This is a genomic window from Weizmannia sp. WK01 (assembly GCF_025905465.1).
Classification (GTDB): Bacteria; Bacillota; Bacilli; order Bacillales; family Bacillaceae_C; genus Weizmannia; species Weizmannia faecalis.
This window is the reverse complement of sequence record NZ_CP109616.1, coordinates 3,265,010-3,286,999: the sequence shown is the minus strand read 5'-3', so window position 1 is coordinate 3,286,999 and position 21,990 is coordinate 3,265,010. Positions and strand designations below refer to the sequence as shown.

Below are 21,990 nucleotides of genomic sequence, written 5' to 3'. Positions count from 1 at the left end.
CCGGGAGTTTTTTAAACGAATGGGAGGGATGTTAAATGCGTGTCACTGAGCTGAGAGAGCTCCTTGAAAAATACAGTAAGGACGACTTAAGCAAAATGATGATTGAATTGTATAAGGCGATACCGAAAAAAGTGCGTGATGAAAAAGAAATTGATGGGATGTTGCAAGATTTTCAGCAGTACAAAGAAGCTGAAAAGATAAAAAAAGAGAAAGAAAAACATGTTGACCTTAATGATTTGGAACGTGAAATTACGCAATTCATTCAAAATGCTTATAAACAAAATTACATTGCCCCAAATCGGTATGTTAGCAAAAAGGAACGTCCCAAGTGGCGATTCAAGGTCAAATCATACATAAAACAATTGCAACAGGTACCCGTTGAAGGAAACGAAGGGAAGCGTGCTACAGATTTACTCGATGCACTGTATGAAATGTTATGTTATGGGTGTGGCTATTACATCTTTAACACAGACAATCCCTTTAGATCTATTGGTATGGAGCAAGTGGAATTATTCGATATTCTCCTAAAAAGAAAATTCAGTATGGGGATTAACAAAGAAACTATAAGTTCTGCCCTGAAACAAATTATTAATTATCATCTCGACATGGATACACTGCGGTCATCTTTATTCAACGTGTTCATTGCGAATTTGAGAACTGTGGATGCTAAAGAAATAGCAATCGAACAATGCCATCATTTTCTAATGGGATTGAAGCAGCGAACGATAACGCCAGAAGAGACATGGGTTTGGAAGGATGATGAATATAGCCGGGAGCGAAATATAAATGAATTGATTGAAACGGTTTTCAAACTAAAGATGGAACTGTGTGAATATGAGTCAGCTATCCGTTATTTTAAAAGCAATATTCAGGAAGAATCTAAAGAAGACGCATTGTTTAGCTTGCTCAATAAGCTTAAAACATACAATCAGAAAGATTATTGGCTAAGAGAATACGAGGAGGCTATAAAAAAAGGCATAAGGCCGAGGGAAGAACTGCAATTTACCTATCAATATTTAAAAGAAAACGGCGAATTTAACATTGATGAAGACATGTAGTAACGTTCTTCAACAAGGACCAAGGATTGGCACACCAATCCTTGGTTTTCGTATATTCACCTGTAAGAAGGTTGGTAATTGGTAGGGTGGTGGTAGATTCCTGTATCCGTAACCAGAAGTTAAAAAGGATACTGTAAAGATTTGGTATCTCCTTATTCAGTTTCACAGGTTAAATATAAAAATATAGAACTGATCCCGTGAAAATATCATTTAATTTTTTATCAAATAAATATTTCTATTGTATCTTTTTCTTTAACAGCAGTATGATTTTTAATTGTATTTTTATTCAATAGTATTTTCCCCTCTTTAATTAACGAACAAATTTGATTCCTACTTATATCAATGAGTTGATTTCCAAGCAACTTATCGATACGAACAGGTTCATCTAAATAATTTATATTAATACAAATCTTATTAAATCCGTTTTTTAAGTGTGTAACCAAATTAATTTTTTCGTTATCATTCTGGGGTGCTTCATTCGGAAAATCCCTATTTTTAATTTCCAACTTAGGGTCATACGATTTAAAGATTTTCTCTTTTCTATTCCAAGTGTGGTTTTTTTCGCATTTAAAAATAGTAAATTTATAAATATTTTTTCCGTTTGAATTATGTCTTCTCATTAAAGTGTCATAAAAATTTACTACCTTTCCGCAATTTGGGCAATACTTGACTACAGTTTCAACTTTTTCCCCATTATGAACGGACCAATTGTAGGTAATAATATTCATAGTTACACACCTCAATGGAAATTTTCATTTTATTAAAGTGCTTCTTTTGTTTATATTTATCTCTCAAAATGAAATAAATGAAGAATAATACTTCTACTATTACGTAGGATAAATCCGTTTTCATAAAGAATCAAAAGACATTCACAAGATACCCCTGGTCACTATTGTTGATACAATAGCCTTCTCATATTGATGCAGCATATTGCTCTTCAAACTCCTCGTAGTAAAGAACCTCAATTATACCTGACCAATCCAATATACAACCTACAAAATCGTTTATATCCAATCCCTTCATTTCATAGGTATCATCATCATTAACAGTTCCTGTTGCATCTTCGATAAAAGTGACTTTATATCCCCTTTCAAATGCAGTTATAGCAGTAAATAAACAGCAATACTCTGTATTAAATCCTGTAATATATAGATGATCAATATTTTTTTCCTTTAAAATAGAATCTAACTTTGTACCAAAAAATGCACTTGGAGTGTTTTTGGTTATAGTAAGATCCGCATATTGAGCAAATTCCTTATCAATATCACTCTTTTCAGTATTTTCAGCTAGTGGACTATTTGGATCCTTATCTATATGTTTTGTTAATACCACCAAATCTTTTGCATCTTTAAACCTTTTTATAATGTTCTTGATTTTATTCCTTTCTTCACTAAAGTCCTTCATTTCTAATATTCCATTTTGCATATCTAAAACAAGTAGTGCTTTCATAAAAGAATCTCCTTTTAAATTAGTTTTTTAATATTATCCATAACATTCAATCTATGTATTTCCTCTACTGTTCTTTTTCCATCATAAATGGATAATACAGAATCAATCGCTCTATCAGGATCTTCAATTTCAATTGCGCCATTAGGAATAGTTCCTATAGACAATTTCTTACCGAAGGGTACCATCATGAGATGCTTACGTACTAATGGATACTTCACAATACCTTCCCCCAGTCTTTGTGTTTCATCTTATATACAGAATTGTACACTAAATATAAATATTTGTAAATCCCTATTAGACTTAAATTTAGCAATATTCCATCAGGAAATAAAACCCCATTCTCATATTACTCCCTATTTTTAATGGGTCCTCCAAAATACTTCGAATCCCTCAAAAGGCCAAAAAGTTTAGGGAGAAAAGTAAATAAAAATCTAATTTTTCCTAATACTTTTACTCCAAAGGGTGTTTCTAAGATGTTAAACAGGCTTGGATTCAGCTACTCTATGGCAACGTATACTTTGATAAAGCTGATCTGGACAAAAAAAGAGTTCAAAGAAGCCACTTTTCCGGAGTTGAAAAAGGAACTGGAGAATGGTCTCATTGATCACTTGTTATTAACTGCCGTTGATACTTTCCGACTAAACAACACCAGCCCGAACCGCTTTTTTCCGTGGAGTGCCTGGCGTTGCTATCCTTGAATCAAGAGATTTTAAGATAAGTTATATCCACTCCGGCCATATCTCTTGCTTTTTTCTGAATTTGTAATATATTTTTCAAATGGTATGATTGTGCTATCAATATAGAGTTCCAGCCGGGAGTGAGCAAAATGAAAATATCAGCGCAAGATAAGGTATTTAAATTACTAAGCGAATTAAATACCGCCAAAGATGGAATTACTGCATCAGAAATTGCAGAAAAGCTTTCCCTTTCAAGGCAAGTAGTAAGTCATTATCTTTCCAGGTTACTTGAAGAAGGAAAAGTGGCAAAAACAGCCACAAAACCTGTCTATTGGTCTGTTATAAGCAAGATGAAAACGGAAGACGTCTTCGAATCTTTTATTGGATATCATGGCAGCCAGAGTGAAATCATACAACGTTGCCAGGCGGCGGTTAAATACCCTCCTAACGGTTTAAATATATTGATCACCGGACAAAGAGGTGTCGGCAAAAGTTTTCTCGCGTCGTTAATCTATCAGTATGCCATAAATCAAGAGGTTATTAAAAAAACGCCCCTTACATTGTTTTAAACTGTGCAGACTACGCAGACAATGCAGAATTATTATCTTCTGTTCTGTTTGGTTATAAAAAGGGTGCTTTTACGGGGGCAACCCGGAAAAAGACGGGCTTATCCAAGAGGCGGACGGTGGCTTTTTATTTTTAGACGAGATCCATAGATTATCTAAAGAAAACCAGGAAAAGCTTTTTTTGTTCATGGATACCGGCAAATACAGACCGCTCGGGGAAAATAAGACATGGAATGAATCGAAAGTCCGATTTATTTTCGCAACCACAGAAAATGAGGAAAATATATTTTTAGAAACATTTCTGAGAAGGATTCAAGTACATGTTACTATTTCTAATTTCAATAACCGGCCATTGGCTGAAAAAATACAGTTAATAAAATATATGTTTTATCAAGAAGCAAACATCCTTCAAAAAAATATATTGGTTAAAGGAGAGTCCGTACAATTATTATTAAACAGCCATTTTAATGGCAACATCGGAAAGTTAAAAAATATGATTAAGCTGAGTTGTGCTGATGCTTATAATCATCATCCCGACCATGATACTTTACTGATAAGCCCCGGTACCATTTCTGATATGCCTGTTCGGAAAGCGGAAACAAGCAAGTATCCGCACAATTATCTCTTGATTGAATATGCATTCCCTTTTGATTTTGACCAGGAGCATGCAGATGGCTTCATGCTGGAATTGAAAAAAATCATGTCAGATTTGCACGATGCTAAAGGCACGGGTTCAAAGGCGTCATTGGAACAATTAAAAAACAGATTACAGACGCTTCATTTAAAAAGCTTGGGTAACTTTTCTTACTTTGAAAATGTATCCAATCAAAGCATAATGTATGTAAAGAACATGTTTATTCAAAAATGGGAAGATATCATTATGAACCGGTACGGGATTGTAAACAGTGTATCAATAGACAAAATCAGCTTTGATTTTTATTATTACATTCATGAGAAAAAGATACCCTTTTTAGGCTGTTTAAAGGATTTAAATATAGAAATTCAAACGGTTTATCCAAGAACGAGTTATATTGCCGATAAATTTGTCAGTTCCCTGCACTTAACAAGCGAAAAAAGTGCGTTCCTAAAAATAGTGATCTCCCTCCTGCTATCTGATTATGTGAAAGAAGATATTGAACTGAAGGGTTTGCTCATCGCTCATGGAGAAAGCACGGCCAGCAGTATCCAGTCTGTGGTCAACCGATTATGTGAAACATATGTTTTTGAAGCCATTGATATGCCGATCAATACAGCACTGGAAAATATTATTACAGAAGCACGTATGTTTATTCATCATCAGGCGAATCCGGACGGGCTTACTTTATTAGTTGATATGGGTTCGCTCAGCAAACTGTATTCATCCATTAAGAACGCTCTGCAGGGTGATTTATTAATAGTCGACAACTTAACCACCTCGATTGCACTGGACATAGGGCTTAAAATAAAAAACAGGGTGCCTTTTAAAACCATAGCAGAGAACAGTCTGTCGAAAAATATAAAATTGAAACCCAGTATTTTGAAGGCTTCTCAAAAACAAAAAACATCATTATTTCTTGTATGTCCGGCATGGGCATATCGGAAAAAATTAAAGATATCATGAGCAAGTATTTATCTACAGAAAAGATAGAAGTATTAACGATGGAATACAGGGAATTGAAAAATACAATTGACAGGAATTCAAAAAATTATTTTGACAAAACAAAGCTTGTCATTACCACAACGGACTTACCAAGCTCTTTTTCCATTCCCCATGTCAATATATACAATATGCTGGATGCAGAGGGTATTTCCAATTTATGGAGTTTAATTTATAACGATATCAGTAGAAATTCCTTTGATAAAATGATTCAGGAATTGCTAAAACTATTTTCAATACAAGGCGTGGTAGACCGGCTGAAATTTTTAAATCCCGTTGTTGTGATCAATGAAGTGGAAAATGTTTTGACAAAATATGAAAATTATTATCGTATTACGTTTACTGGAAAAGTAAAGTTAAATTTGTATATGCACATCGCTCTTATGATAGAACGTCTTTTTATTTCTCGAGAAGAAAAAGAGGATATTAAAGAGAAATTGTCAGAACCCGAAGCGGAATTCTACGTTACTTCAAAAAATATTTTTAAGCCAATGGAAAATAATTACAACATTATGGTCAGCCAATACGAAATCTCGTTGTTATACCAATTAATTGGCCCGTTTATTCAAAAATGAGAGGGCTTTCGTGAATCCCGTAATCTGTCTATCCAGTGTTCCTGTTGTGTCCAATTTTTTGGACACATTATTTTTTACAATTGAAATGCCTGGCATACCTGTTTTTTAAAAGACTGGCACGGAAATTGCATTAATAATATACGAAAAACCGATGAGACGAAAGTCCTACGGTGTGATGTCAAGGGTTAAAAACAAGTGAATTGGAAATTTTGTTGGCTCTATGTCGTAAAAATGGCAATACTGAACTAAGCCTCCAGATAATTGGAATAATCTGGAAGTTTTCAAGTTCAGGCTATCGATGATGGTTACCTGGTTACCTCATCGCGTCACCTTCTTTTTCGGCGCATAAATTTGATCGTTGCGGAGCAGCGCATCGATCAGGCGCACCAGTTTTCTTGCCGTTAAGACGAGGGCGCGTTTGTGTGAGTGCTTATGCACCTCACGATATTTCTTTTGGTAAAAGGCGCGGTACTCAGGTTCGTGTCGCCGGACCAGATTGGCAGCCTCAACCAGGTAATACCGGAGATAACGATTGCCTGTACGCGCAAGCATTTTGTCATCAGCCTCAAAATCACCCGATTGGTGGCGGGGCCAGAACAATCCAGCAAATTTTGCGATCGCGGCTTGGTCGTCAAAGCGCTCAATGTCGCCGATTTCAGCGAGAATCCCAGCACAGCTCACCGGGCCTATTCCCGGAATGGTCTGGAGGGTATTCGGGATTCCATCAAGAACGCGGGCAATCGCCTTATCCAAATCCTTGATTTGGCGTTTAAGATGCCGGATGATCTCAATAGAACTGCCCAGGACCAAGTCAATCGAATCCTCCACACATTTAGAAAGCCGGTAAGAGGACCGGGCAGCTTTTTGGATGGATGCGGCCAAATCCTCGGGATCGCTAAAGCGGCCATGGCCTTTGGTCTGGAGATACATCGCTAAGTCCTCTAGAGGCATTTGGGCAATTTCATCGAGGCTATAGGCCTCAAGCAAAAATTCCGTTATGGCATGGCCGAAGACCGGTGTATCCACTTCAAGGTTAAAGGCACTGAATTTGAAAAACAGATGATTCAAAAATACCTGTTGTTCCCGGGTTAAACTTTGAATCAGGTGATAGCGCATCCGTGTTAACCGTTGAAGGGCAAGGTATTGTTCTGACTGAATCACGGATTTCGGCAATCTCCCGAAACGCAAGCGGTCCGCAATTACCCAGGCATCTTTGGGATCGGTCTTGTCCATCTCGGCATAAGCCTTTTTGAAATTTCTCACCAGCTTCGGATTCAGGGTAAACACCTTTGTACGACGCTGTTTCAGCTCGGGATCTTCATGGAAAAACATTGCCGGGTGCCAACTATACACAGATGTGGCCTCCATGGCGATCTGGATGGTGTCATCCGCCTCCGCATGTTGGAGGATGGCGTCTCTTAACTCAGAGGCACCGGGAAGATTGTTTGTCACCGTTTGGGTGGCCAACGTTTCCCCCATTCCATCCATCAGGCAGGCATCGAGGTTTTTGGAGCTCACGTCAATACCGACAAATAAGGGCATATGATTTCCTCCTCTCTGTATTGGGATCGATGGAATCGGACGCTTCGGGATATCCCCAGATGGCTTGCCGATCTGTCAGCCTCGCGTATGAGAACTCATCCGGGCCGTGGGCTGCCTGGAACTGCTCATTTCCAGCACGGAGATCCGGAGGAACGGCCTACGGGTTAGACGTTCAAGCAAGAACCTGGGGATGCAGACTTTTCGAGTAGTCAGGCTACAAGGAGGGGAAGCATTGACCCAAACGATCCTAAGACCATTATCCGGGAACATCGCGAAGCGTCCAAGTCCGAACTTGTATTCCGGGCGAGCCCGGAATACAAAATCTTATATTCACTTGTCAATGAGCAGCAGAATGAACTGGAAATTGACATCCACTTTGGATTTAAACTTATTATACGAGGAGGAGAGAAATGAACAAAATATTAGTTGCCACTCATGGTTATTTTGCAAACGGCATCAAAAGCAGTATTAAACTTCTTACGGGTGTGGAAGAAAACATCTATTTTTTGAATGCATACGTCAATGATGAGAGCATTGACAAACAAATTGAACATTTTTTCCAATCTGCAAGTGAAGAAAATGAAATTATTATCTTTACTGATTTATACGGAGGAAGTGTAACCCAGAAGATCATTGCTTACGCCAGTTCCATAAAAAGAAAAGTGCATCTCATTTCCGGTTTTAACTTACCGGTCATCCTTGAAGTCGTGCTTTCAACAAAAAAACTGACGGATCAGCTGCTAGAGGAAATGGTTGCCGATTCTCAGAAACAAATGAAATTAATCGAACTAAGCAATCTTTCCAAACAGGAAACGGAAAAAGATAACAATGAGGATTTATTTTTTAATTAGGAGGGATTAAGATGATCGTTGCTCTGAGAGTGGATGAAAGATTAATACATGGACAAGTAGCCATGACTTGGACGAAGGCGTTAAAACTTGATGGTTTAGTAGTTGCAAATGATGAGGCAGCAAATAATGAAATTCAAAAAATGAGTTTGAAAATGGCTGTGCCTCAAGAGATAAAATGCATTATTAAAACGGTGGAGTCTGCAATACAACTGCTGAACGACCCAAGGGCTCAAAAAATGAGGCTTATGGTATTGGTCACAACTGTGAAAGATGCTGTTACAATTTGCGAAAGATTTCAGGACATTGAACAGTTCTGAAGAGTAAATTCATCAATTTTTAGATGTTTTATGATAAAATGACTTATCCACATTTAGAAAATTTTTCCATCTATTTTTTCTGCTTTCAAAGTCAAAAAGAGCCGAATTTGCAAATTTCTTTTTTAAAATTGTGGATAACTTCAAAAAAACCTTTTTTTACATCACATCCTTTGCTATAATATAACCATTAAGTAAACCTTACTTGTATTGGCTTACTTAAATGGGTGAAATCCTCGTCTGTTAAAATGCGTGTCCGAAACGATTCCAACAGATTTGAGGATTTTTCTTTTGCCGTTTTTTTGAGTGCTTTTAAGATTGACGAACCTTTTTCAAACAGCTGTCTAATAATATCTGTTATTTGAACTAATAAATAATGATTTTTCATGGCTGTGTAGTTTTGGCTATTGGCATGTTCTATATTGTAACGATTATTTTTTTGTTCGTTAAATCCTTGATTTTCAATCTTCCAGCGGCTTCTTCCTGCAGCGATGAGTCGTTCCACGTTCTTTTTCGTGATTTTAATATCCGTTATAAATACATACTCTTTCGATTTCCCATCCTCTGTTTTCATTGTGGCCTCCATCAGATTGACCGTTCTGTCTTTGTAGGCAATATCATTCACCCAAACTAATGAATTCTGATCCTTACTTTGTTCCAGCTCTTTTATTGCCTTAAACTCCGTCGAGATACTTTTAATTCTCCCTTCCTTAAATCTGCATATATATTTCCATTTGTGCGCCCTGCACAGATTAAATACCGTTTCACATGCATAGAGACTATCTCCCAAGATACAAATCGGTAGTCTTTTAAATATTTTTTTTATTTTCTTTGCCAGCCTGTCGAAGGCTTTTAATTCACAATCTTGCTTAGAAACATTTTCTGATTCATTTTCGATAAATTCGGAGGCAATACTGAAGACCATATCCCCCACGACAAGCTTGGCTTCAAGTACATGGTGCATATAAAGTACGTTCGTTTCTCCTGTTTCTTTATTTGTATATGCCCGTCTCAGGCAGTGTTTACAATGTTTCTCATGAAAGGTGTGTAATCCAGTTCCATCAATGATGACACCCCAGTACTTTCCTTCAATTCGATAAGACTCGAGAGACCTTTTTTTCAATAATTCTTTAATCATATACGTTCTAATTTTTTCTAATTCATTTACATCTAAGCCAGATAAAAAGTCGTTAATTGTATCATAATGTGGAAGTTCTTCAAGAGAATCTAAGCCTAACACCTTCCCTACATTTTTAATACATTCTTCTTTATTAAAACTCTCACTCATGTTTCTCATGGATTTTAGGCCGGTCATATTTTTCAACATCATCGTAAATAAAAGGACCTCTGGACCATAAGTGATATAGCTTTGATGTCGGTGGTCTGCTACCTTTTTTAGGTTATTCATCAGGTCTTTGAAAAAATGCTTCTGAATTTTAAGGAACTCGAAAAAATAATTTGCTTCTTTTTCACGATTTCTTTTTTCTTTTCTAGTAACCAAAATAAAAACCCCCTCAAAACAGCCAAGTTTAATTAGGGCTTGCTGAACGAATCAAATTTTAGCTTGTATTCGACTTGTCACTAAGCCATGCCAAAATATTCGTCCAGCAAGCTCTAATTATTTAAATTATTACATATTTAGCCGCATTTTTGGGGGGGGAATAGTTAAATTATCACGAAAAATTTTTACTCCTCAGAGCTGGACATTGAACTCGTAAATATCGGAAACGCCGGAAAAATGACAGATGGGGAAAAGATCACATTCTCAAAAGAAGTCATGCTCACACAAGAAGAAATTGATCATTTAGAAACATTGGTAAAGCTGTATCCAAATACAGAATTTCAGCCTACTCCAGCCATGGAAAAAAAGTTAGCTGTAAATATCCTTAAAAACATAAGACGTTAGGAGGAATACCTTGTGTATGATGCAATTGTCGTCGCGTTTGCAGTATTTGCAGGAGTTGCAGGACATGAATTGCTTGGCATGTCTATGCTAAGCCGCCCAATCGTTGTCGCTCCTCTTACGGGTTTATTACTGGGGTACTTAAACACAGGACTCCTTGTAGGGGCGTCTCTGGAAACAATATTTATGGGCGTCGTCAATATTGGCATATCCAGTACAGCAGAGCCTTCACTGGCAGCAGGATTAGCCACTGTTTTTTCAATCAACATGGGCGGGAATATGGGCGCGATTATCCCGTTGGTTTTTCCATTAGCCATTTTAGGACTGCAATTGATGAACTTGATCTTTTCTTTTGTTATCGGGCCATTTGCACCGAAATTCAGAAAGCTCGCGCTTGAAGGAAAAGAAAAATCAATCGTCGGCCTTCACTATGGATTATGGTTCTTACACTATGGTTTATATGCGCTCATCCCATTTTTCGCGGTATTGTTTGGATCGGATGTTGTCAGAGATGTATTAAACAGTATTCCGAAAGTGATTATGAATGGTTTAACAGTTGCCGGGAACATGTTGCCTGCCGTAGGGATGGCAATGCTGTTAATGATGCTATGGGATAATAAAATTGCTGCTTACTTCTTTTTAGGCGTTGTATTGGTTGCATATTTAAAACTTCCTTTAATTGCTGTCGCTACAATCGCGTTTATCATTGCTGTCGTTGTTTCTCCAAGAGATCTTCAATTGAAAAAGATGGCAACGGCAAGTGCCCCGGATGTAAATGCCGCCATCTCGGATGAAGAGGAGGACTTTTTCAAATGAAACTAACACAGAACCTTAGTAAAGACGAAAAGAAAATGATTAGAAAAATGTTTTGGCGTTCCGCTACCATGTATATTTCGGTCAATCCGATTACGATGGGAGGAGGCGGTTTTTGCTACTCTATGATACCGTTTATTCACCATTTCTATAAAAATAAAGAAGACCGGAAATTAGCGCTTGAAAGGCATACAGCTTATTTTAGTACAACTATCCCCTTTGCTTCTTTTGTGATGGGAATTGCCGGTTCAATGGAAAAGGAAAACAGTGAGAAACCTAACTTTGATCCGAAAAGTATTAATGCCATTAAATTAAGTTTGATGGGGCCGTTAGCCGGCATTGGTGATTCCCTTTTTTGGGGTGTATGGCGTGTTGTATGTGCCGGACTGGCAATCGGGCTTGCAAATGCGGGGAATTTCCTGGCACCGCTTATCTTTTTATTGGCGTTTAATATACCCAACTATTTAATCCGGTATTACGGCGCATTTTTAGGATATTCACTTGGGTCCAAGTATATTGAAAAAATGTATTCAGAAGGCATTATCGCAGTTTTAACAAAAGCTGCCAGTATTTTAGGGCTGATCATGGTTGGTGCGATGGCTGTCCAAATGGTTAAATTTAAAACAGTCTTAGCTTTTCATATGCATGGAAAAGAAATCATGAACGTCCAAAATGTATTGGATAGTATTTTTGTAGGAATCATTCCTTTGCTGATCACTTTTCTTTGCTTCTATTTATTGAAGAAAAAAGTAAATGTTATCGCAATTATCTTCGGGATCATGGTTTTAGGCGTACTGTTGTCTGTCTTGGGCATTGTCTAAAAAAAATTCGGGAGAAAATAATATGGCAAAAAACATAACTCAATTTATCGATGAATCGGTCAATCCCTATTTCAATTTAACAATTGAGAACGGAAAATATTTTAGTACAAATAAAGAAAGTTATTATCTCAAGCAACTGCCGGATCAATCTTTTTCTTTTGATGTTACAAATAATAAAGTGACATCCAGTATAGATGAGTTTGGAACCATTAAAAGCATATCGTTTTATCATGGTAATTATTTAACGGAAGACAAACCCGGGGTATGGGTATCAAAGGATTTTGTTCAGGAAAATGACTTATCATTTAAAATACGTTATGATGATAAACTTTATGACTTTAAAAATTCCAAAAACAGGGTTGAGGCAGACCTGGTGTTTAATTTGTTTCCAAGAATTAAACACGACTTAAAAGATTTAAAATGCACCATCATTGTGTATGCACCCGTCGGAAGAACGGGTGCAAGACTAAGCTGCCTTGTCTATGGGATCTATATTGAAAATTTGAAGCCAACAAATCTTACAGGCGAACTCATATTGCCAAAGTTGTATGAAAAGAAATACTCGGATCGGCGCAATATTTTAATGCATTGCCCGCAAAGCGCGGATAAAAAAACAGTCCATTTTTCTATAAGTCCGGGTAAAGCAAAGTTCATACCATTCATCTTATGTGATCCGAATGCTTACAGCTCTGAGGAGTAAAAATTTTTCGTGATAATTTAACTATTCCCCCCCCAAAAATGCGGCTAAATATGTAATAATTTAAATAATTAGAGCTTGCTGGACGAATATTTTGGCATGGCTTAGTGACAAGTCGAATACAAGCTAAAATTTGATTCGTTCAGCAAGCCCTAATTAAACTTGGCTGTTTTGAGGGGGTTTTTATTTTGGTTACTAGAAAAGAAAAAAGAAATCGTGAAAAAGAAGCAAATTATTTTTTCGAGTTCCTTAAAATTCAGAAGCATTTTTTCAAAGACCTGATGAATAACCTAAAAAAGGTAGCAGACCACCGACATCAAAGCTATATCACTTATGGTCCAGAGGTCCTTTTATTTACGATGATGTTGAAAAATATGACCGGCCTAAAATCCATGAGAAACATGAGTGAGCGTTTTAATAAAGAAGAATGTATTAAAAATGTAGGGAAGGTGTTAGGCTTAGATTCTCTTGAAGAACTTCCACATTATGATACAATTAACGACTTTTTATCTGGCTTAGATGTAAATGAATTAGAAAAAATTAGAACGTATATGATTAAAGAATTATTGAAAAAAAGGTCTCTCGAGTCTTATCGAATTGAAGGAAAGTACTGGGGTGTCATCATTGATGGAACTGGATTACACACCTTTCATAAGAAACATTGTAAACACTGCCTGAGACGGGCATATACAAATAAAGAAACAGGAGAAACGAACGTACTTTATATGCACCATGTACTTGAAGCCAAGCTTGTCGTGGGGGATATGGTCTTCAGTATTGCCTCCGAATTTATCGAAAATGAATCAGAAAATGTTTCTAAGCAAGATTGTGAATTAAAAGCCTTCGACAGGCTGGCAAAGAAAATAAAAAAAATATTTAAAAGACTACCGATTTGTATCTTGGGAGATAGTCTCTATGCATGTGAAACGGTATTTAATCTGTGCAGGGCGCACAAATGGAAATATATATGCAGATTTAAGGAAGGGAGAATTAAAAGTATCTCGACGGAGTTTAAGGCAATAAAAGAGCTGGAACAAAGTAAGGATCAGAATTCATTAGTTTGGGTGAATGATATTGCCTACAAAGACAGAACGGTCAATCTGATGGAGGCCACAATGAAAACAGAGGATGGGAAATCGAAAGAGTATGTATTTATAACGGATATTAAAATCACGAAAAAGAACGTGGAACGACTCATCGCTGCAGGAAGAAGCCGCTGGAAGATTGAAAATCAAGGATTTAACGAACAAAAAAATAATCGTTACAATATAGAACATGCCAATAGCCAAAACTACACAGCCATGAAAAATCATTATTTATTAGTTCAAATAACAGATATTATTAGACAGCTGTTTGAAAAAGGTTCGTCAATCTTAAAAGCACTCAAAAAAACGGCAAAAGAAAAATCCTCAAATCTGTTGGAATCGTTTCGGACACGCATTTTAACAGACGAGGATTTCACCCATTTAAGTAAGCCAATACAAGTAAGGTTTACTTAATGGTTATATTATAGCAAAGGATGTGATGTAAAAAAAGGTTTTTTTGAAGTTATCCACAATTTTAAAAAAGAAATTTGCAAATTCGGCTCTTTTTGACTTTGAAAGCAGAAAAAATAGATGGAAAAATTTTCTAAATGTGGATAAGTCATTTTATCATAAAACATCTAAAAATTGATGAATTTACTCTTCAGAACTGCGAATGCTTATGAAGATCTTGACAAAGCAGAAAACGCCAATGAGGAATACGGAATATATGAAACCTATTCATATTATAAAGAACGCTTTGGAACGCTTTCCATAAAGCATGATCCAATGGCAGCATATCTTTTGCAAAGGGCGTTGTATCAAAGTTTGGGTGCTTTAACGATGAATTCGAAGGATGAGATTGTCGGGGCGAATTGGGGAACAACACCGGTAACGAATAGGATATGGAATAAGGATATGTATTACGCTTATCTTCCGTTCTCGATTTTTGAACCCCATTTGTATAAAAAAGGCATCTTATGGTTCCTGCAATACGGAATTAAATTTCCTGGAAGCAAATTTAGAGGGGGATTATTTCATTCCCTTAGCAATTCACTGTCTTCGATTATGATGGCAGGGATGTATTTCGAAGCAACCGGTGACCGAACATTTTTCCTGGAGCATCCAGAGGTGTATCCGAAAATGTTAAATATATTAGAGGAAATCCTAAACAGCAGACAAGCATCCGAACCTTACTTGTTTCACTCACTTTGGCTGTCAGATGCTTACTCACTGGGAAAATATCACCTTGGTACAAATATTTGTGTCTGGAAAGGTTGCCAGTCATTATCAACAATCGCAGCGTTCGTATACCATGACATGGAAAAAGCGAATGAATTAAAAAATATAGCAAACTTCATTAAAGAAGATATAGAAAAATACATGACAATAGATGGAACTCACGGGAAACAGTATCTAGAAGGCATTGGCGGATTAACAAATGATACAAAAACTGTTTATCCTCTGCAACCCTACCAGGACGACATTACGAAACAAGGATTAATTTTTCTTACGGATGTCATTGAAAATGGAAGTATAAATCTTGTCATGCATGACGGGGAAGAAACGGACACGACCTTAATGCCCTACTACGGATATAAATCCTATAGTGATCCCATATTAAGGAACTATATAGCCTTCAGCATGAGTCATGAAAATCCGACTTATAATCCGGAAAATAAAGGGATTAAATGGGGAAATGAATCCGGTGCAACTTTTCCGGGTTACATTACTGCCATGTTAGGCATTACAGATGAGGAAAGTATGAATGGAGAAGAAGGATATTTACGTGAGCTAAAACGTCTTGCCGACTTAGATGGATCATGGTGGTGGTGGCCGTACCAGCTAAATTGTAAGCGGGGGGATGTGGTAAGAATGAACAGCTGCGGAAAGTGCAGCTGGGCATCTGGCACATTTGCCACGTTATTTGTAACACAAATATTAGGCATTCAATATAACGCGCTTGCTAAAACGCTGTATTTCAGGCCTTTTTCACCATCCGGCAGTTTTAAATGGGAAAATTTGATGTATGGCTATTCTAAATTCGACTTGTCATTTGAAAAAGACGATGAGGTTTCTATTCGTATTACAAACAAGAATGAAGACTTGGTCGAAGCTTTCGTTGAAATCATTACCGAGAAAAAGCCTTATGATCAAACGAAAAAGATGCTTTTGCCATTTCAAGAATCCAGCTTTCTTAACCAAAAAACCGTGCTGGTCAAAGTAAAAATACCGCCTCATGAAACCTTTGAAATGATAACGAAAGACTAAATTTACATTTACGCTGTGCCAAAATGTGTATTGGGGTGTGAAATATGAATATCTTAAATAATGTAACCAGATTCAAAGGAGAACAGTCCAGAACCATCTCTCCGGAGAATCCTACTGGAGAAAAAGGGAAGGCATGCATGTTTGACAGTAAACTTGGCCCGGGCAGAAAAGGAAGAGGAAGCATATCACTGCCGCAAGGGAAAGAAACAGTCATTGCTGAGATATCCGGCACAGGCATCATCAAACATATGTGGATGACCATTCGGGAAAATACTGAAAAAGGCAGCTTTGTGCTCAGGGATGTAATTTTAAGAATATATTGGGATGGGGCTCGAACACCAGCTGTAGAAACACCGCTCGGAGACTTCTTTTGTAACGGATTCGGCGAAAGATACGATGTAAATTCTTTGCCAATCGTCGTCAATCCAAATGGTGGGATGAATTCTTATTTTGAAATGCCTTTTAGAAAAAAAGCAAAAATCACCATTACAACCCACATTTCGCACGTCTTAAATAAAATTCATTTTAATTTTTGAATGAACTATATTTAAACATTTTAGTGGGATGATATCTTCTTATTTTTGAGGAATTTTCGATAAAGTTCTTTTCAATTCGACATTCTTTTCATGAATTCCTCCTGTTGTGTGTTATTTGCCTTGGTTTTCGACATTTTTTGACGCGTATATTGATAGATCATACCCGCATAATTCAATGATTTTTTTGGCTTGTGAATCAATATTATCGGGTAAGAGCCTTATTTTTTGTTGATTTTGATTTATAAGGATCACGGTAATATCTTCTAATTGCTCTAACAATGCTTGGCCTGTGGGTTGAGAGAGTTTCCTTTTTCCTTTCAAGATTAGAGATAGGTTCTTTTCTTTCAGTTCTTTTCTAACTCGATATTCTAAAATTCCATAGATTAATAAAGCCATCACATACACAATACCTAAGGCCTCAACCCTTTCTGGGGTTTTCAAGTAAATGGCATCAATCATTTGTGAATCTTTGATTAATCGGAAACGGGTCTCAGCGGCCGACTGTCCTTTATAAACCCTCAAAACTTCTTGATTGGATAGTGTCTCCTCATCTAATTTATTTGTGATTAAAACAAAAGTGCTGAGCATTTTTTTCTTATTTTCGATAAAATCATGATCTTTTTCAAACGATTCCAGTTGTATCTGATAGATTTGTTCTCGTTTTGTCTGTTCGTCCTTTTTAGGTCTTCCTCTCTTTTTTCGTTTGATAGGTTGATCACTCATCTGGACGTTTAGTTTATAACAGAAATATGAAGCCTTTTGTTTTTTCTTAAAAGATTGAATTGCTTCTAGTGCGTCCTCTTTACAATGAAAGATAACTTTACTCAGTTTTTCTATCTCTTTTTTTAATTGTATTTCTTCCTTTTCGATCGCCCGATTTAGGGTTTTCTCTTTTCGTTGATCTAAATTGTTTGAGTGGACAACAAGAAACCGGTAAGGAAGGTTTTGAATTTGTCTTTCAAAAGCTTGAATTTGGTAAATAGCTGCGTCTTTTTTATTGCTAAGTGAGCCTACCCTTTCCCAGTTATTGAGCAACCATGCCTCTTTCTTTAGTTCTGTGCTTAAACCGAATGTATCAGGTAAACGGGAAATAAACGATAAATTTTGTTGTTGAATTTCCGCTAGATTTTCCGTTGTGATTAATGCAGAATCGGCTTGATAAATGAGATTTTTCCAATCTTCATGGGAAAGGATTTTTCTCATCTTTTGAATGAATTCCACATTCCAAGATTTATCCGAAGTATTCCCATTTTCTACTTTTGCAAGGATAGGAATTCGTTCAGGTGTGACCCCCATCCCCAGAACGATTTGTTTTAAGTCAGGCCTATGGGCCTTACTATACCCGTACGTAATTTGCAGTCCATCTTCCTTCGGTTGCTTATATTCGCCGTAAACAGAAATTGAGGTTGTATCGTTATGCAGTATACCAATAGGAAGATTCAATTTTTTTAGTGCTTTTAATGCAAGGGTGGAATAGACTTTCCATGCTTCGGCTTCATACAAGTAATCTAATGCTCTTCCTAATGCATCATCATTTAATTGATCGGGTGAAACCGATGTATCGAAAAGCATCTCAGAATCTAGGTTTTGATAGAATTCATGAACCTTATAAAGGGGCTTGCCACTGCATAAAATGTTTAAGACAAGGGCTTTAATCCTTGTTCCGGGTGAGATATGACAACGGACAGAATCCCATTTGACTAAATCATTAATGGTTTTTTCGAGTTCTATTTCATCACACAGTTTAGATAAAAGTTGAGACGGCCCCACATGTAAGGTTAAAATTTGATCTGACATAAAAATTTCCTCGTCTTCCCCTAGTTTAGATAATCATTCAATTCTACAAAGAAGGAGAAAATTCCTTTAAAAAAATCTTAAAATGGAAAAATTTACGTGCGGAATATGCGTTACAAATGAGCATCCTAAAGATATTTCATCCTTCTTTTATACCATTAATTATAATTTAGTAGATGAATTGGATAATGATGTACTTTACTTCCATGCATATTGGAATCGGGAAAGACAAACCAAATTACAAAAAGATTATGTGGTAATTGACAATATTCATGGACATGGATATTATGTGGGAACTTTTCTTGCTCTGACTGCTTTGGAAAGATATTGGTGGGGAGAAGGTGAATTTAAATTTTATATTGATGGCGACGAACAGTATCCCACCATCTCTTCTACAGGAACAGAAGATTATTTCGGGGGAGCCTGGGCTTTTCATCAGAAGGATCTATATGGCAGACCTTCTGCAAAAAATTACTCAACATTATTCTTGGGCTATCCATTCCATTCCAATCGGGATGCTACAAGAGACCGTTTTGAAACCGGCAAACTGAATGCGGTTCATGCATTTGGTGACGACGGATTGCCCCGGCATGGATTATACCGGTGGCATCTCCTGGATCCCATTGCGTTTAAAGAAAATTTGAAAGTAACATTACAGCAAATAGGAAATGATGACATTCAATTATTTGAAAGGGAAGATGACGTGTCAACCGTTGCGTATTGGTATCAAAATAGTGCAGAAGGAGCAATGGACCCGATTCCGGACAGGCGGGCAAGGCTGCCGCGTTAATTCACAAAAGTTGGGTATACGAAAACCCCTTCCTCGGAAAAACCGGGGAAGGGGTTTTCATGGAATCATTAGAGGATAAAGGCCAGTTTGGAAAGAGGAAAAAAGATCTCTGTTTCCTCTATTGCTGGTAATCCATCCTGCCCTTTTAGAATCCGATTCTCTAATGCAGTTTTTGTGCAAGATCACGGGGAACATTTTTATGTTATGATTCTGCGGCGTTCCTAGTCTGGGTTCCGTTCAGAAAGCAGCTTATACTTTGCATCCATCATGTCAGCATTTAAGTCTTATGCTGTAAAACCGCATCGCTTCAAGACGGCCTTTCGTTTCGAATACGCCAGCTTCAATTAGCTTTCTGATGCGATATTCAAGAAATGTATCCCCCACGTATTGGTCTAAATGCCCGATTACCTCGCCAATGACCCTGGCTGAATTTATAAACTTCCTTGCATTGCCTTTACCATGCAGCTTTTTTACTTTGTCGATAATAAATTCATCGAAATAGTCTTCAGAAACGCTAAATATTTTTCCGTTCTGCCAGATCCTTAAAGTCTCCCGGGTTTCTGCAAGACTAAGCCATTCTTTTTTCAAACCTGTTCTATCATGGTCCGTCAACAGATTTCCAGCGCCATGTTCATATATGTGTTGGAACTTTTCAGGGATCATTTCGCCTGAATGAAGCAATGTATATTTTACATTTTTTACCGGGAATCGTTTTTCATACTCCTTTGTCGTGTTTATAACGGTTATATCCATATTTTTATCTTTTAATAGATACACAGCGAATCGCAATCCTACTTGTTCGTGCGCATTATCAGAGGTCCAAATTGTTACATGCTCCTCATCAGCTACTGAGTTGATCTGATCGAGTGATCTTTTAAATTCTTTGAGATAATCCGGAATTTCATCAAATTCATCACTCATGCACTTTTCCATCCACTTCAATCTGGATTTAACTCCGATTTCTTCATTTAACTTATAAATGGGGCCAACGGAAAATATATCCCAAAAAGAGATGACCGTATCCTTCTTATCAAGTCCCATTTTCCTTAATGTATGTTTCAAGCTGCCCGAAGCTGTTGCACCAAATAGAATATGTATCATTTATCCATCCCCTTTAGTTTCGTTTTCCTCCCTCCACCAAATCCAAACCAGTCGATCACGTTCTATGCGACACGGATTGAATAGAAAACCCGCCCAATCCCTCATGCGTCGTATATGTAATCGCTGCATCATGATAATGAGATAGAAAGATTAGTCTTCAGGTAAGTTGGGTCAATCATTCACCCATTTACATTTCCTCATACCCCATTCACAGGTTACCATTTGAAAGCTTACCAAACGCTTGTATCCTTGCATCACCGAAATTAGCTGAGAAGAAAAGGGTACCTGTTACTGTATAACGGGTACCCTTTTGAGGTGCAACATTAAAAAATAAGTTAACAACACAAGCAAAGGTAGGAAAAATCTCATATTGTCACTGACACTTTAAAATGGCGAGAAACTGATGGGATCATTTGTCCGAACGTTGACGGCATTATTGTCACTCATAGGGGAAGCCATCTTGTAATACCGCGGCTTCCCCTATGACTTTAATATAAAAAAGAAGTAATAGCTTACCTTTATTATCTATATACAAGTCCACCATCTGTTAAAATTGCTTGTCCTGTTATATAATCAGCGTCATCTGATGCTAAGAATGAAACTAAGTTTGCTACATCTTCCGGGGTTTGATATCTTCCTAATGCTATTTCAGAAGAAAACTTTTCAAATGCTTCACCAGGTTTTAAATCATCACTATATTTGACCATTTCTTCATCAATTCGATCCCACATTTTCGTCTTAGCGACACCAGGGCAGTATGCATTCACTGTAATTTGATATTTGGCTAATTCTTTGGCAGCGGAATGAGTAAAGGATTTAACTGCGTGTTTCGTAGCTGAGTATGTACCCAACATTTCGTAGGATTCATGTCCAGCTATACTGCATGCGTTGATAATTTTCCCTTTTGATTTCTGGCTTATAAATTGTTCGGCTGCTGCTTGTGTTCCAAAAACAACGCCATTTACATTAATACTAAAGAGCTTATTCAGCTGTTCCTCTGTAATTTCTAAGAATGGGGATACTGCATCAATTCCAGCATTATTTACAAATACATCTAAATGGCCAAACTTCTCAACACCTTTTTTAACAAGATTAAATTGGTCATTTCGTTTAGACACGTCACCTTTGACGCCAATAACATCATAACCTTTATTTTTAAATTCGTTGACGGTTTCATTTAATAGTTGTTCGTTAATATCATGAACAACAACACTAAAACCATCTGAGCATAATCTTTCTGCAATGCCTTTTCCTAACCCACCAGCTGATCCTGTTACAATTGCAACTTTAGACATAAAAAAGATCTCCTTTACAATAATTTAAATTATTCATAATATAGAATAACAGTTTCTATGAAGCATGTGCAACCAAAGTCTCTCCAGCCTTCTTCCATATCCAAAGTGGAGCTTGAACCAATCTCCACATCGAACCTTGTAATCCGGTGATTACCTAGAAGACTATTCCAACAATCGAGTTCCTCATTATTTTATGCCTTCCCACCCGGTTCTATAGCTACCCCCATTCCTATAATGCTTTATACTCGGTTAAGATTCGTTCAACATGCATCGCAGCAA

The 21,990-nt window shown here is 37.1% G+C and carries 22 protein-coding genes and 1 pseudogene; 15 read left to right on the top strand and 8 right to left on the bottom strand.

Features of this window, described 5'->3' with window-relative positions; translation table 11 throughout:
• Positions 1 to 35: 35 nt before the first annotated feature.
• Positions 36 to 1,058 (top strand): hypothetical protein, encoded by a 1,023-nt coding sequence (locus OF158_RS15610; RefSeq protein ID WP_014096929.1) that lies wholly within the window; start codon positions 36 to 38, stop codon positions 1,056 to 1,058.
• Positions 1,059 to 1,279: 221 nt separating this feature from the next.
• On the opposite strand, the gene OF158_RS15605 is transcribed toward OF158_RS15610, so the two are convergent.
• The 3 genes from OF158_RS15605 to OF158_RS15595 all read right to left on the bottom strand — a co-directional run bounded on the left by OF158_RS15605 (position 1,280) and on the right by OF158_RS15595 (position 2,725).
• Entirely contained in the window at positions 1,280 to 1,786 is a 507-nt protein-coding gene (locus OF158_RS15605) for a S4 domain-containing protein (protein ID WP_013860569.1), read from the bottom strand.
• Positions 1,787 to 1,970: 184 nt separating this feature from the next.
• Positions 1,971 to 2,507 (bottom strand): cysteine hydrolase family protein, encoded by a 537-nt coding sequence (locus OF158_RS15600; protein WP_017550765.1) that lies wholly within the window; start codon positions 2,505 to 2,507, stop codon positions 1,971 to 1,973.
• Between the two features lie 14 nt (positions 2,508 to 2,521).
• Entirely contained in the window at positions 2,522 to 2,725 is a 204-nt protein-coding gene (locus OF158_RS15595) for a hypothetical protein (RefSeq protein WP_014096932.1), read from the bottom strand.
• Positions 2,726 to 2,980: 255 nt separating this feature from the next.
• Here OF158_RS15595 and OF158_RS15590 point away from each other — a divergent pair, with 255 nt between their 5' ends.
• The 4 genes and pseudogenes from OF158_RS15590 (at position 2,981) to OF158_RS15575 (ending at position 5,961) form a co-directional block, all read left to right on the top strand.
• Entirely contained in the window at positions 2,981 to 3,205 is a 225-nt protein-coding gene (locus OF158_RS15590) for a hypothetical protein (RefSeq protein ID WP_013860568.1), read from the top strand.
• A 128-nt stretch (positions 3,206 to 3,333) separates the two neighbouring features.
• The gene (locus OF158_RS15585) at positions 3,334 to 3,753 is read left to right on the top strand and encodes an HTH domain-containing protein (protein WP_051039153.1); all 420 of its coding nucleotides are present in this window, start codon (positions 3,334 to 3,336) and stop codon (positions 3,751 to 3,753) included.
• Positions 3,744 to 5,350 (top strand): annotated as a pseudogene (locus tag OF158_RS15580) (sigma 54-interacting transcriptional regulator). Before OF158_RS15585 ends, OF158_RS15580 begins: the two are co-directional and overlap by 10 nt.
• A 38-nt stretch (positions 5,351 to 5,388) precedes the next feature.
• The gene (locus tag OF158_RS15575; RefSeq protein WP_179234739.1) at positions 5,389 to 5,961 is read left to right on the top strand and encodes a PRD domain-containing protein; all 573 of its coding nucleotides are present in this window, start codon (positions 5,389 to 5,391) and stop codon (positions 5,959 to 5,961) included.
• Between the two features lie 318 nt (positions 5,962 to 6,279).
• Here OF158_RS15575 and OF158_RS15570 read toward each other — a convergent pair whose 3' ends face one another.
• Complete coding sequence (locus OF158_RS15570) at positions 6,280 to 7,503, bottom strand: IS110 family RNA-guided transposase (RefSeq protein ID WP_013858393.1); 1,224 nt, start codon at positions 7,501 to 7,503, stop codon at positions 6,280 to 6,282.
• A gap of 410 nt (positions 7,504 to 7,913) precedes the next feature.
• Here OF158_RS15570 and OF158_RS15565 point away from each other — a divergent pair, with 410 nt between their 5' ends.
• The gene (locus OF158_RS15565) at positions 7,914 to 8,354 is read left to right on the top strand and encodes a PTS sugar transporter subunit IIA (RefSeq protein WP_014096937.1); all 441 of its coding nucleotides are present in this window, start codon (positions 7,914 to 7,916) and stop codon (positions 8,352 to 8,354) included.
• An 11-nt stretch (positions 8,355 to 8,365) separates the two neighbouring features.
• Positions 8,366 to 8,671: a PTS sugar transporter subunit IIB gene (locus OF158_RS15560; protein ID WP_302466541.1), complete on the top strand. Its 306-nt coding sequence runs from the start codon at positions 8,366 to 8,368 to the stop codon at positions 8,669 to 8,671.
• A 187-nt stretch (positions 8,672 to 8,858) separates the two neighbouring features.
• On the opposite strand, the gene OF158_RS15555 is transcribed toward OF158_RS15560, so the two are convergent.
• The gene (locus OF158_RS15555) at positions 8,859 to 10,169 is read right to left on the bottom strand and encodes a transposase (protein WP_013858128.1); all 1,311 of its coding nucleotides are present in this window, start codon (positions 10,167 to 10,169) and stop codon (positions 8,859 to 8,861) included.
• Positions 10,170 to 10,337: 168 nt separating this feature from the next.
• Between OF158_RS15555 and OF158_RS15550 the strand changes: the two genes are divergently transcribed.
• The 7 genes from OF158_RS15550 (at position 10,338) to OF158_RS15520 (ending at position 16,731) form a co-directional block, all read left to right on the top strand.
• Positions 10,338 to 10,574, top strand: coding sequence for a PTS sugar transporter subunit IIB (locus OF158_RS15550; RefSeq protein ID WP_080966405.1), 237 nt, complete (start codon positions 10,338 to 10,340; stop codon positions 10,572 to 10,574).
• Positions 10,575 to 10,586: 12 nt separating this feature from the next.
• Positions 10,587 to 11,387, top strand: a complete 801-nt coding sequence (locus OF158_RS15545; RefSeq protein WP_014096939.1) for a PTS mannose/fructose/sorbose/N-acetylgalactosamine transporter subunit IIC — start codon at positions 10,587 to 10,589, stop codon at positions 11,385 to 11,387.
• Positions 11,384 to 12,205 (top strand): PTS system mannose/fructose/sorbose family transporter subunit IID, encoded by an 822-nt coding sequence (locus OF158_RS15540; RefSeq protein ID WP_014096940.1) that lies wholly within the window; start codon positions 11,384 to 11,386, stop codon positions 12,203 to 12,205. Before OF158_RS15545 ends, OF158_RS15540 begins: the two co-directional genes overlap by 4 nt.
• A 22-nt stretch (positions 12,206 to 12,227) precedes the next feature.
• Positions 12,228 to 12,905, top strand: coding sequence for a hypothetical protein (locus tag OF158_RS15535; protein WP_014096941.1), 678 nt, complete (start codon positions 12,228 to 12,230; stop codon positions 12,903 to 12,905).
• Positions 12,906 to 13,090: 185 nt separating this feature from the next.
• Positions 13,091 to 14,401: a transposase family protein gene (locus tag OF158_RS15530; RefSeq protein ID WP_043052509.1), complete on the top strand. Its 1,311-nt coding sequence runs from the start codon at positions 13,091 to 13,093 to the stop codon at positions 14,399 to 14,401.
• A 174-nt stretch (positions 14,402 to 14,575) separates the two neighbouring features.
• A complete protein-coding gene (locus OF158_RS15525) occupies positions 14,576 to 16,195 on the top strand; it encodes a hypothetical protein (RefSeq protein WP_014096943.1) in 1,620 nt (539 codons plus the stop codon).
• Positions 16,196 to 16,239: 44 nt separating this feature from the next.
• Entirely contained in the window at positions 16,240 to 16,731 is a 492-nt protein-coding gene (locus OF158_RS15520) for a DUF2961 domain-containing protein (RefSeq protein WP_225620946.1), read from the top strand.
• 111 nt (positions 16,732 to 16,842) lie between these two features.
• Here OF158_RS15520 and OF158_RS15515 read toward each other — a convergent pair whose 3' ends face one another.
• Positions 16,843 to 18,528 (bottom strand): IS1634 family transposase, encoded by a 1,686-nt coding sequence (locus OF158_RS15515; protein WP_014096945.1) that lies wholly within the window; start codon positions 18,526 to 18,528, stop codon positions 16,843 to 16,845.
• A gap of 82 nt (positions 18,529 to 18,610) precedes the next feature.
• Between OF158_RS15515 and OF158_RS15510 the strand changes: the two genes are divergently transcribed.
• Complete coding sequence (locus OF158_RS15510) at positions 18,611 to 19,315, top strand: glycoside hydrolase family 172 protein (RefSeq protein WP_014096946.1); 705 nt, start codon at positions 18,611 to 18,613, stop codon at positions 19,313 to 19,315.
• A gap of 270 nt (positions 19,316 to 19,585) precedes the next feature.
• On the opposite strand, the gene OF158_RS15505 is transcribed toward OF158_RS15510, so the two are convergent.
• On the bottom strand, positions 19,586 to 20,416 hold the full coding sequence (locus OF158_RS15505) for a DUF1835 domain-containing protein (protein WP_014096947.1): 831 nt from the start codon (positions 20,414 to 20,416) through the stop codon (positions 19,586 to 19,588).
• Positions 20,417 to 20,937: 521 nt separating this feature from the next.
• The gene (locus OF158_RS15500) at positions 20,938 to 21,711 is read right to left on the bottom strand and encodes an acetoin reductase (protein ID WP_014096948.1); all 774 of its coding nucleotides are present in this window, start codon (positions 21,709 to 21,711) and stop codon (positions 20,938 to 20,940) included.
• Between the last annotated feature and the right edge of the window lie 279 nt (positions 21,712 to 21,990).

Excerpts from the sequence above, each read along its gene's own strand:
- OF158_RS15610 (WP_014096929.1), top strand. The coding sequence starts at position 36 with ATGCGTGTCACTGAGCTGAGAGAGCTCCTTGAAAAATACAGTAAGGAC.
- OF158_RS15605 (WP_013860569.1), bottom strand. The coding sequence starts at position 1,786 with ATGAATATTATTACCTACAATTGGTCCGTTCATAATGGGGAAAAAGTT.
- OF158_RS15600 (WP_017550765.1), bottom strand. The coding sequence starts at position 2,507 with ATGAAAGCACTACTTGTTTTAGATATGCAAAATGGAATATTAGAAATG.
- OF158_RS15590 (WP_013860568.1), top strand. The coding sequence starts at position 2,981 with ATGTTAAACAGGCTTGGATTCAGCTACTCTATGGCAACGTATACTTTG.
- OF158_RS15585 (WP_051039153.1), top strand. The coding sequence starts at position 3,334 with ATGAAAATATCAGCGCAAGATAAGGTATTTAAATTACTAAGCGAATTA.
- OF158_RS15575 (WP_179234739.1), top strand. The coding sequence starts at position 5,389 with ATGGAATACAGGGAATTGAAAAATACAATTGACAGGAATTCAAAAAAT.
- OF158_RS15570 (WP_013858393.1), bottom strand. The coding sequence starts at position 7,503 with ATGCCCTTATTTGTCGGTATTGACGTGAGCTCCAAAAACCTCGATGCC.
- OF158_RS15565 (WP_014096937.1), top strand. The coding sequence starts at position 7,914 with ATGAACAAAATATTAGTTGCCACTCATGGTTATTTTGCAAACGGCATC.
- OF158_RS15560 (WP_302466541.1), top strand. The coding sequence starts at position 8,366 with ATGATCGTTGCTCTGAGAGTGGATGAAAGATTAATACATGGACAAGTA.
- OF158_RS15540 (WP_014096940.1), top strand. The coding sequence starts at position 11,384 with ATGAAACTAACACAGAACCTTAGTAAAGACGAAAAGAAAATGATTAGA.
- OF158_RS15535 (WP_014096941.1), top strand. The coding sequence starts at position 12,228 with ATGGCAAAAAACATAACTCAATTTATCGATGAATCGGTCAATCCCTAT.
- OF158_RS15525 (WP_014096943.1), top strand. The coding sequence starts at position 14,576 with ATGAATTTACTCTTCAGAACTGCGAATGCTTATGAAGATCTTGACAAA.
- OF158_RS15520 (WP_225620946.1), top strand. The coding sequence starts at position 16,240 with ATGAATATCTTAAATAATGTAACCAGATTCAAAGGAGAACAGTCCAGA.
- OF158_RS15515 (WP_014096945.1), bottom strand. The coding sequence starts at position 18,528 with ATGTCAGATCAAATTTTAACCTTACATGTGGGGCCGTCTCAACTTTTA.
- OF158_RS15510 (WP_014096946.1), top strand. The coding sequence starts at position 18,611 with ATGGAAAAATTTACGTGCGGAATATGCGTTACAAATGAGCATCCTAAA.
- OF158_RS15505 (WP_014096947.1), bottom strand. The coding sequence starts at position 20,416 with ATGATACATATTCTATTTGGTGCAACAGCTTCGGGCAGCTTGAAACAT.
- OF158_RS15500 (WP_014096948.1), bottom strand. The coding sequence starts at position 21,711 with ATGTCTAAAGTTGCAATTGTAACAGGATCAGCTGGTGGGTTAGGAAAA.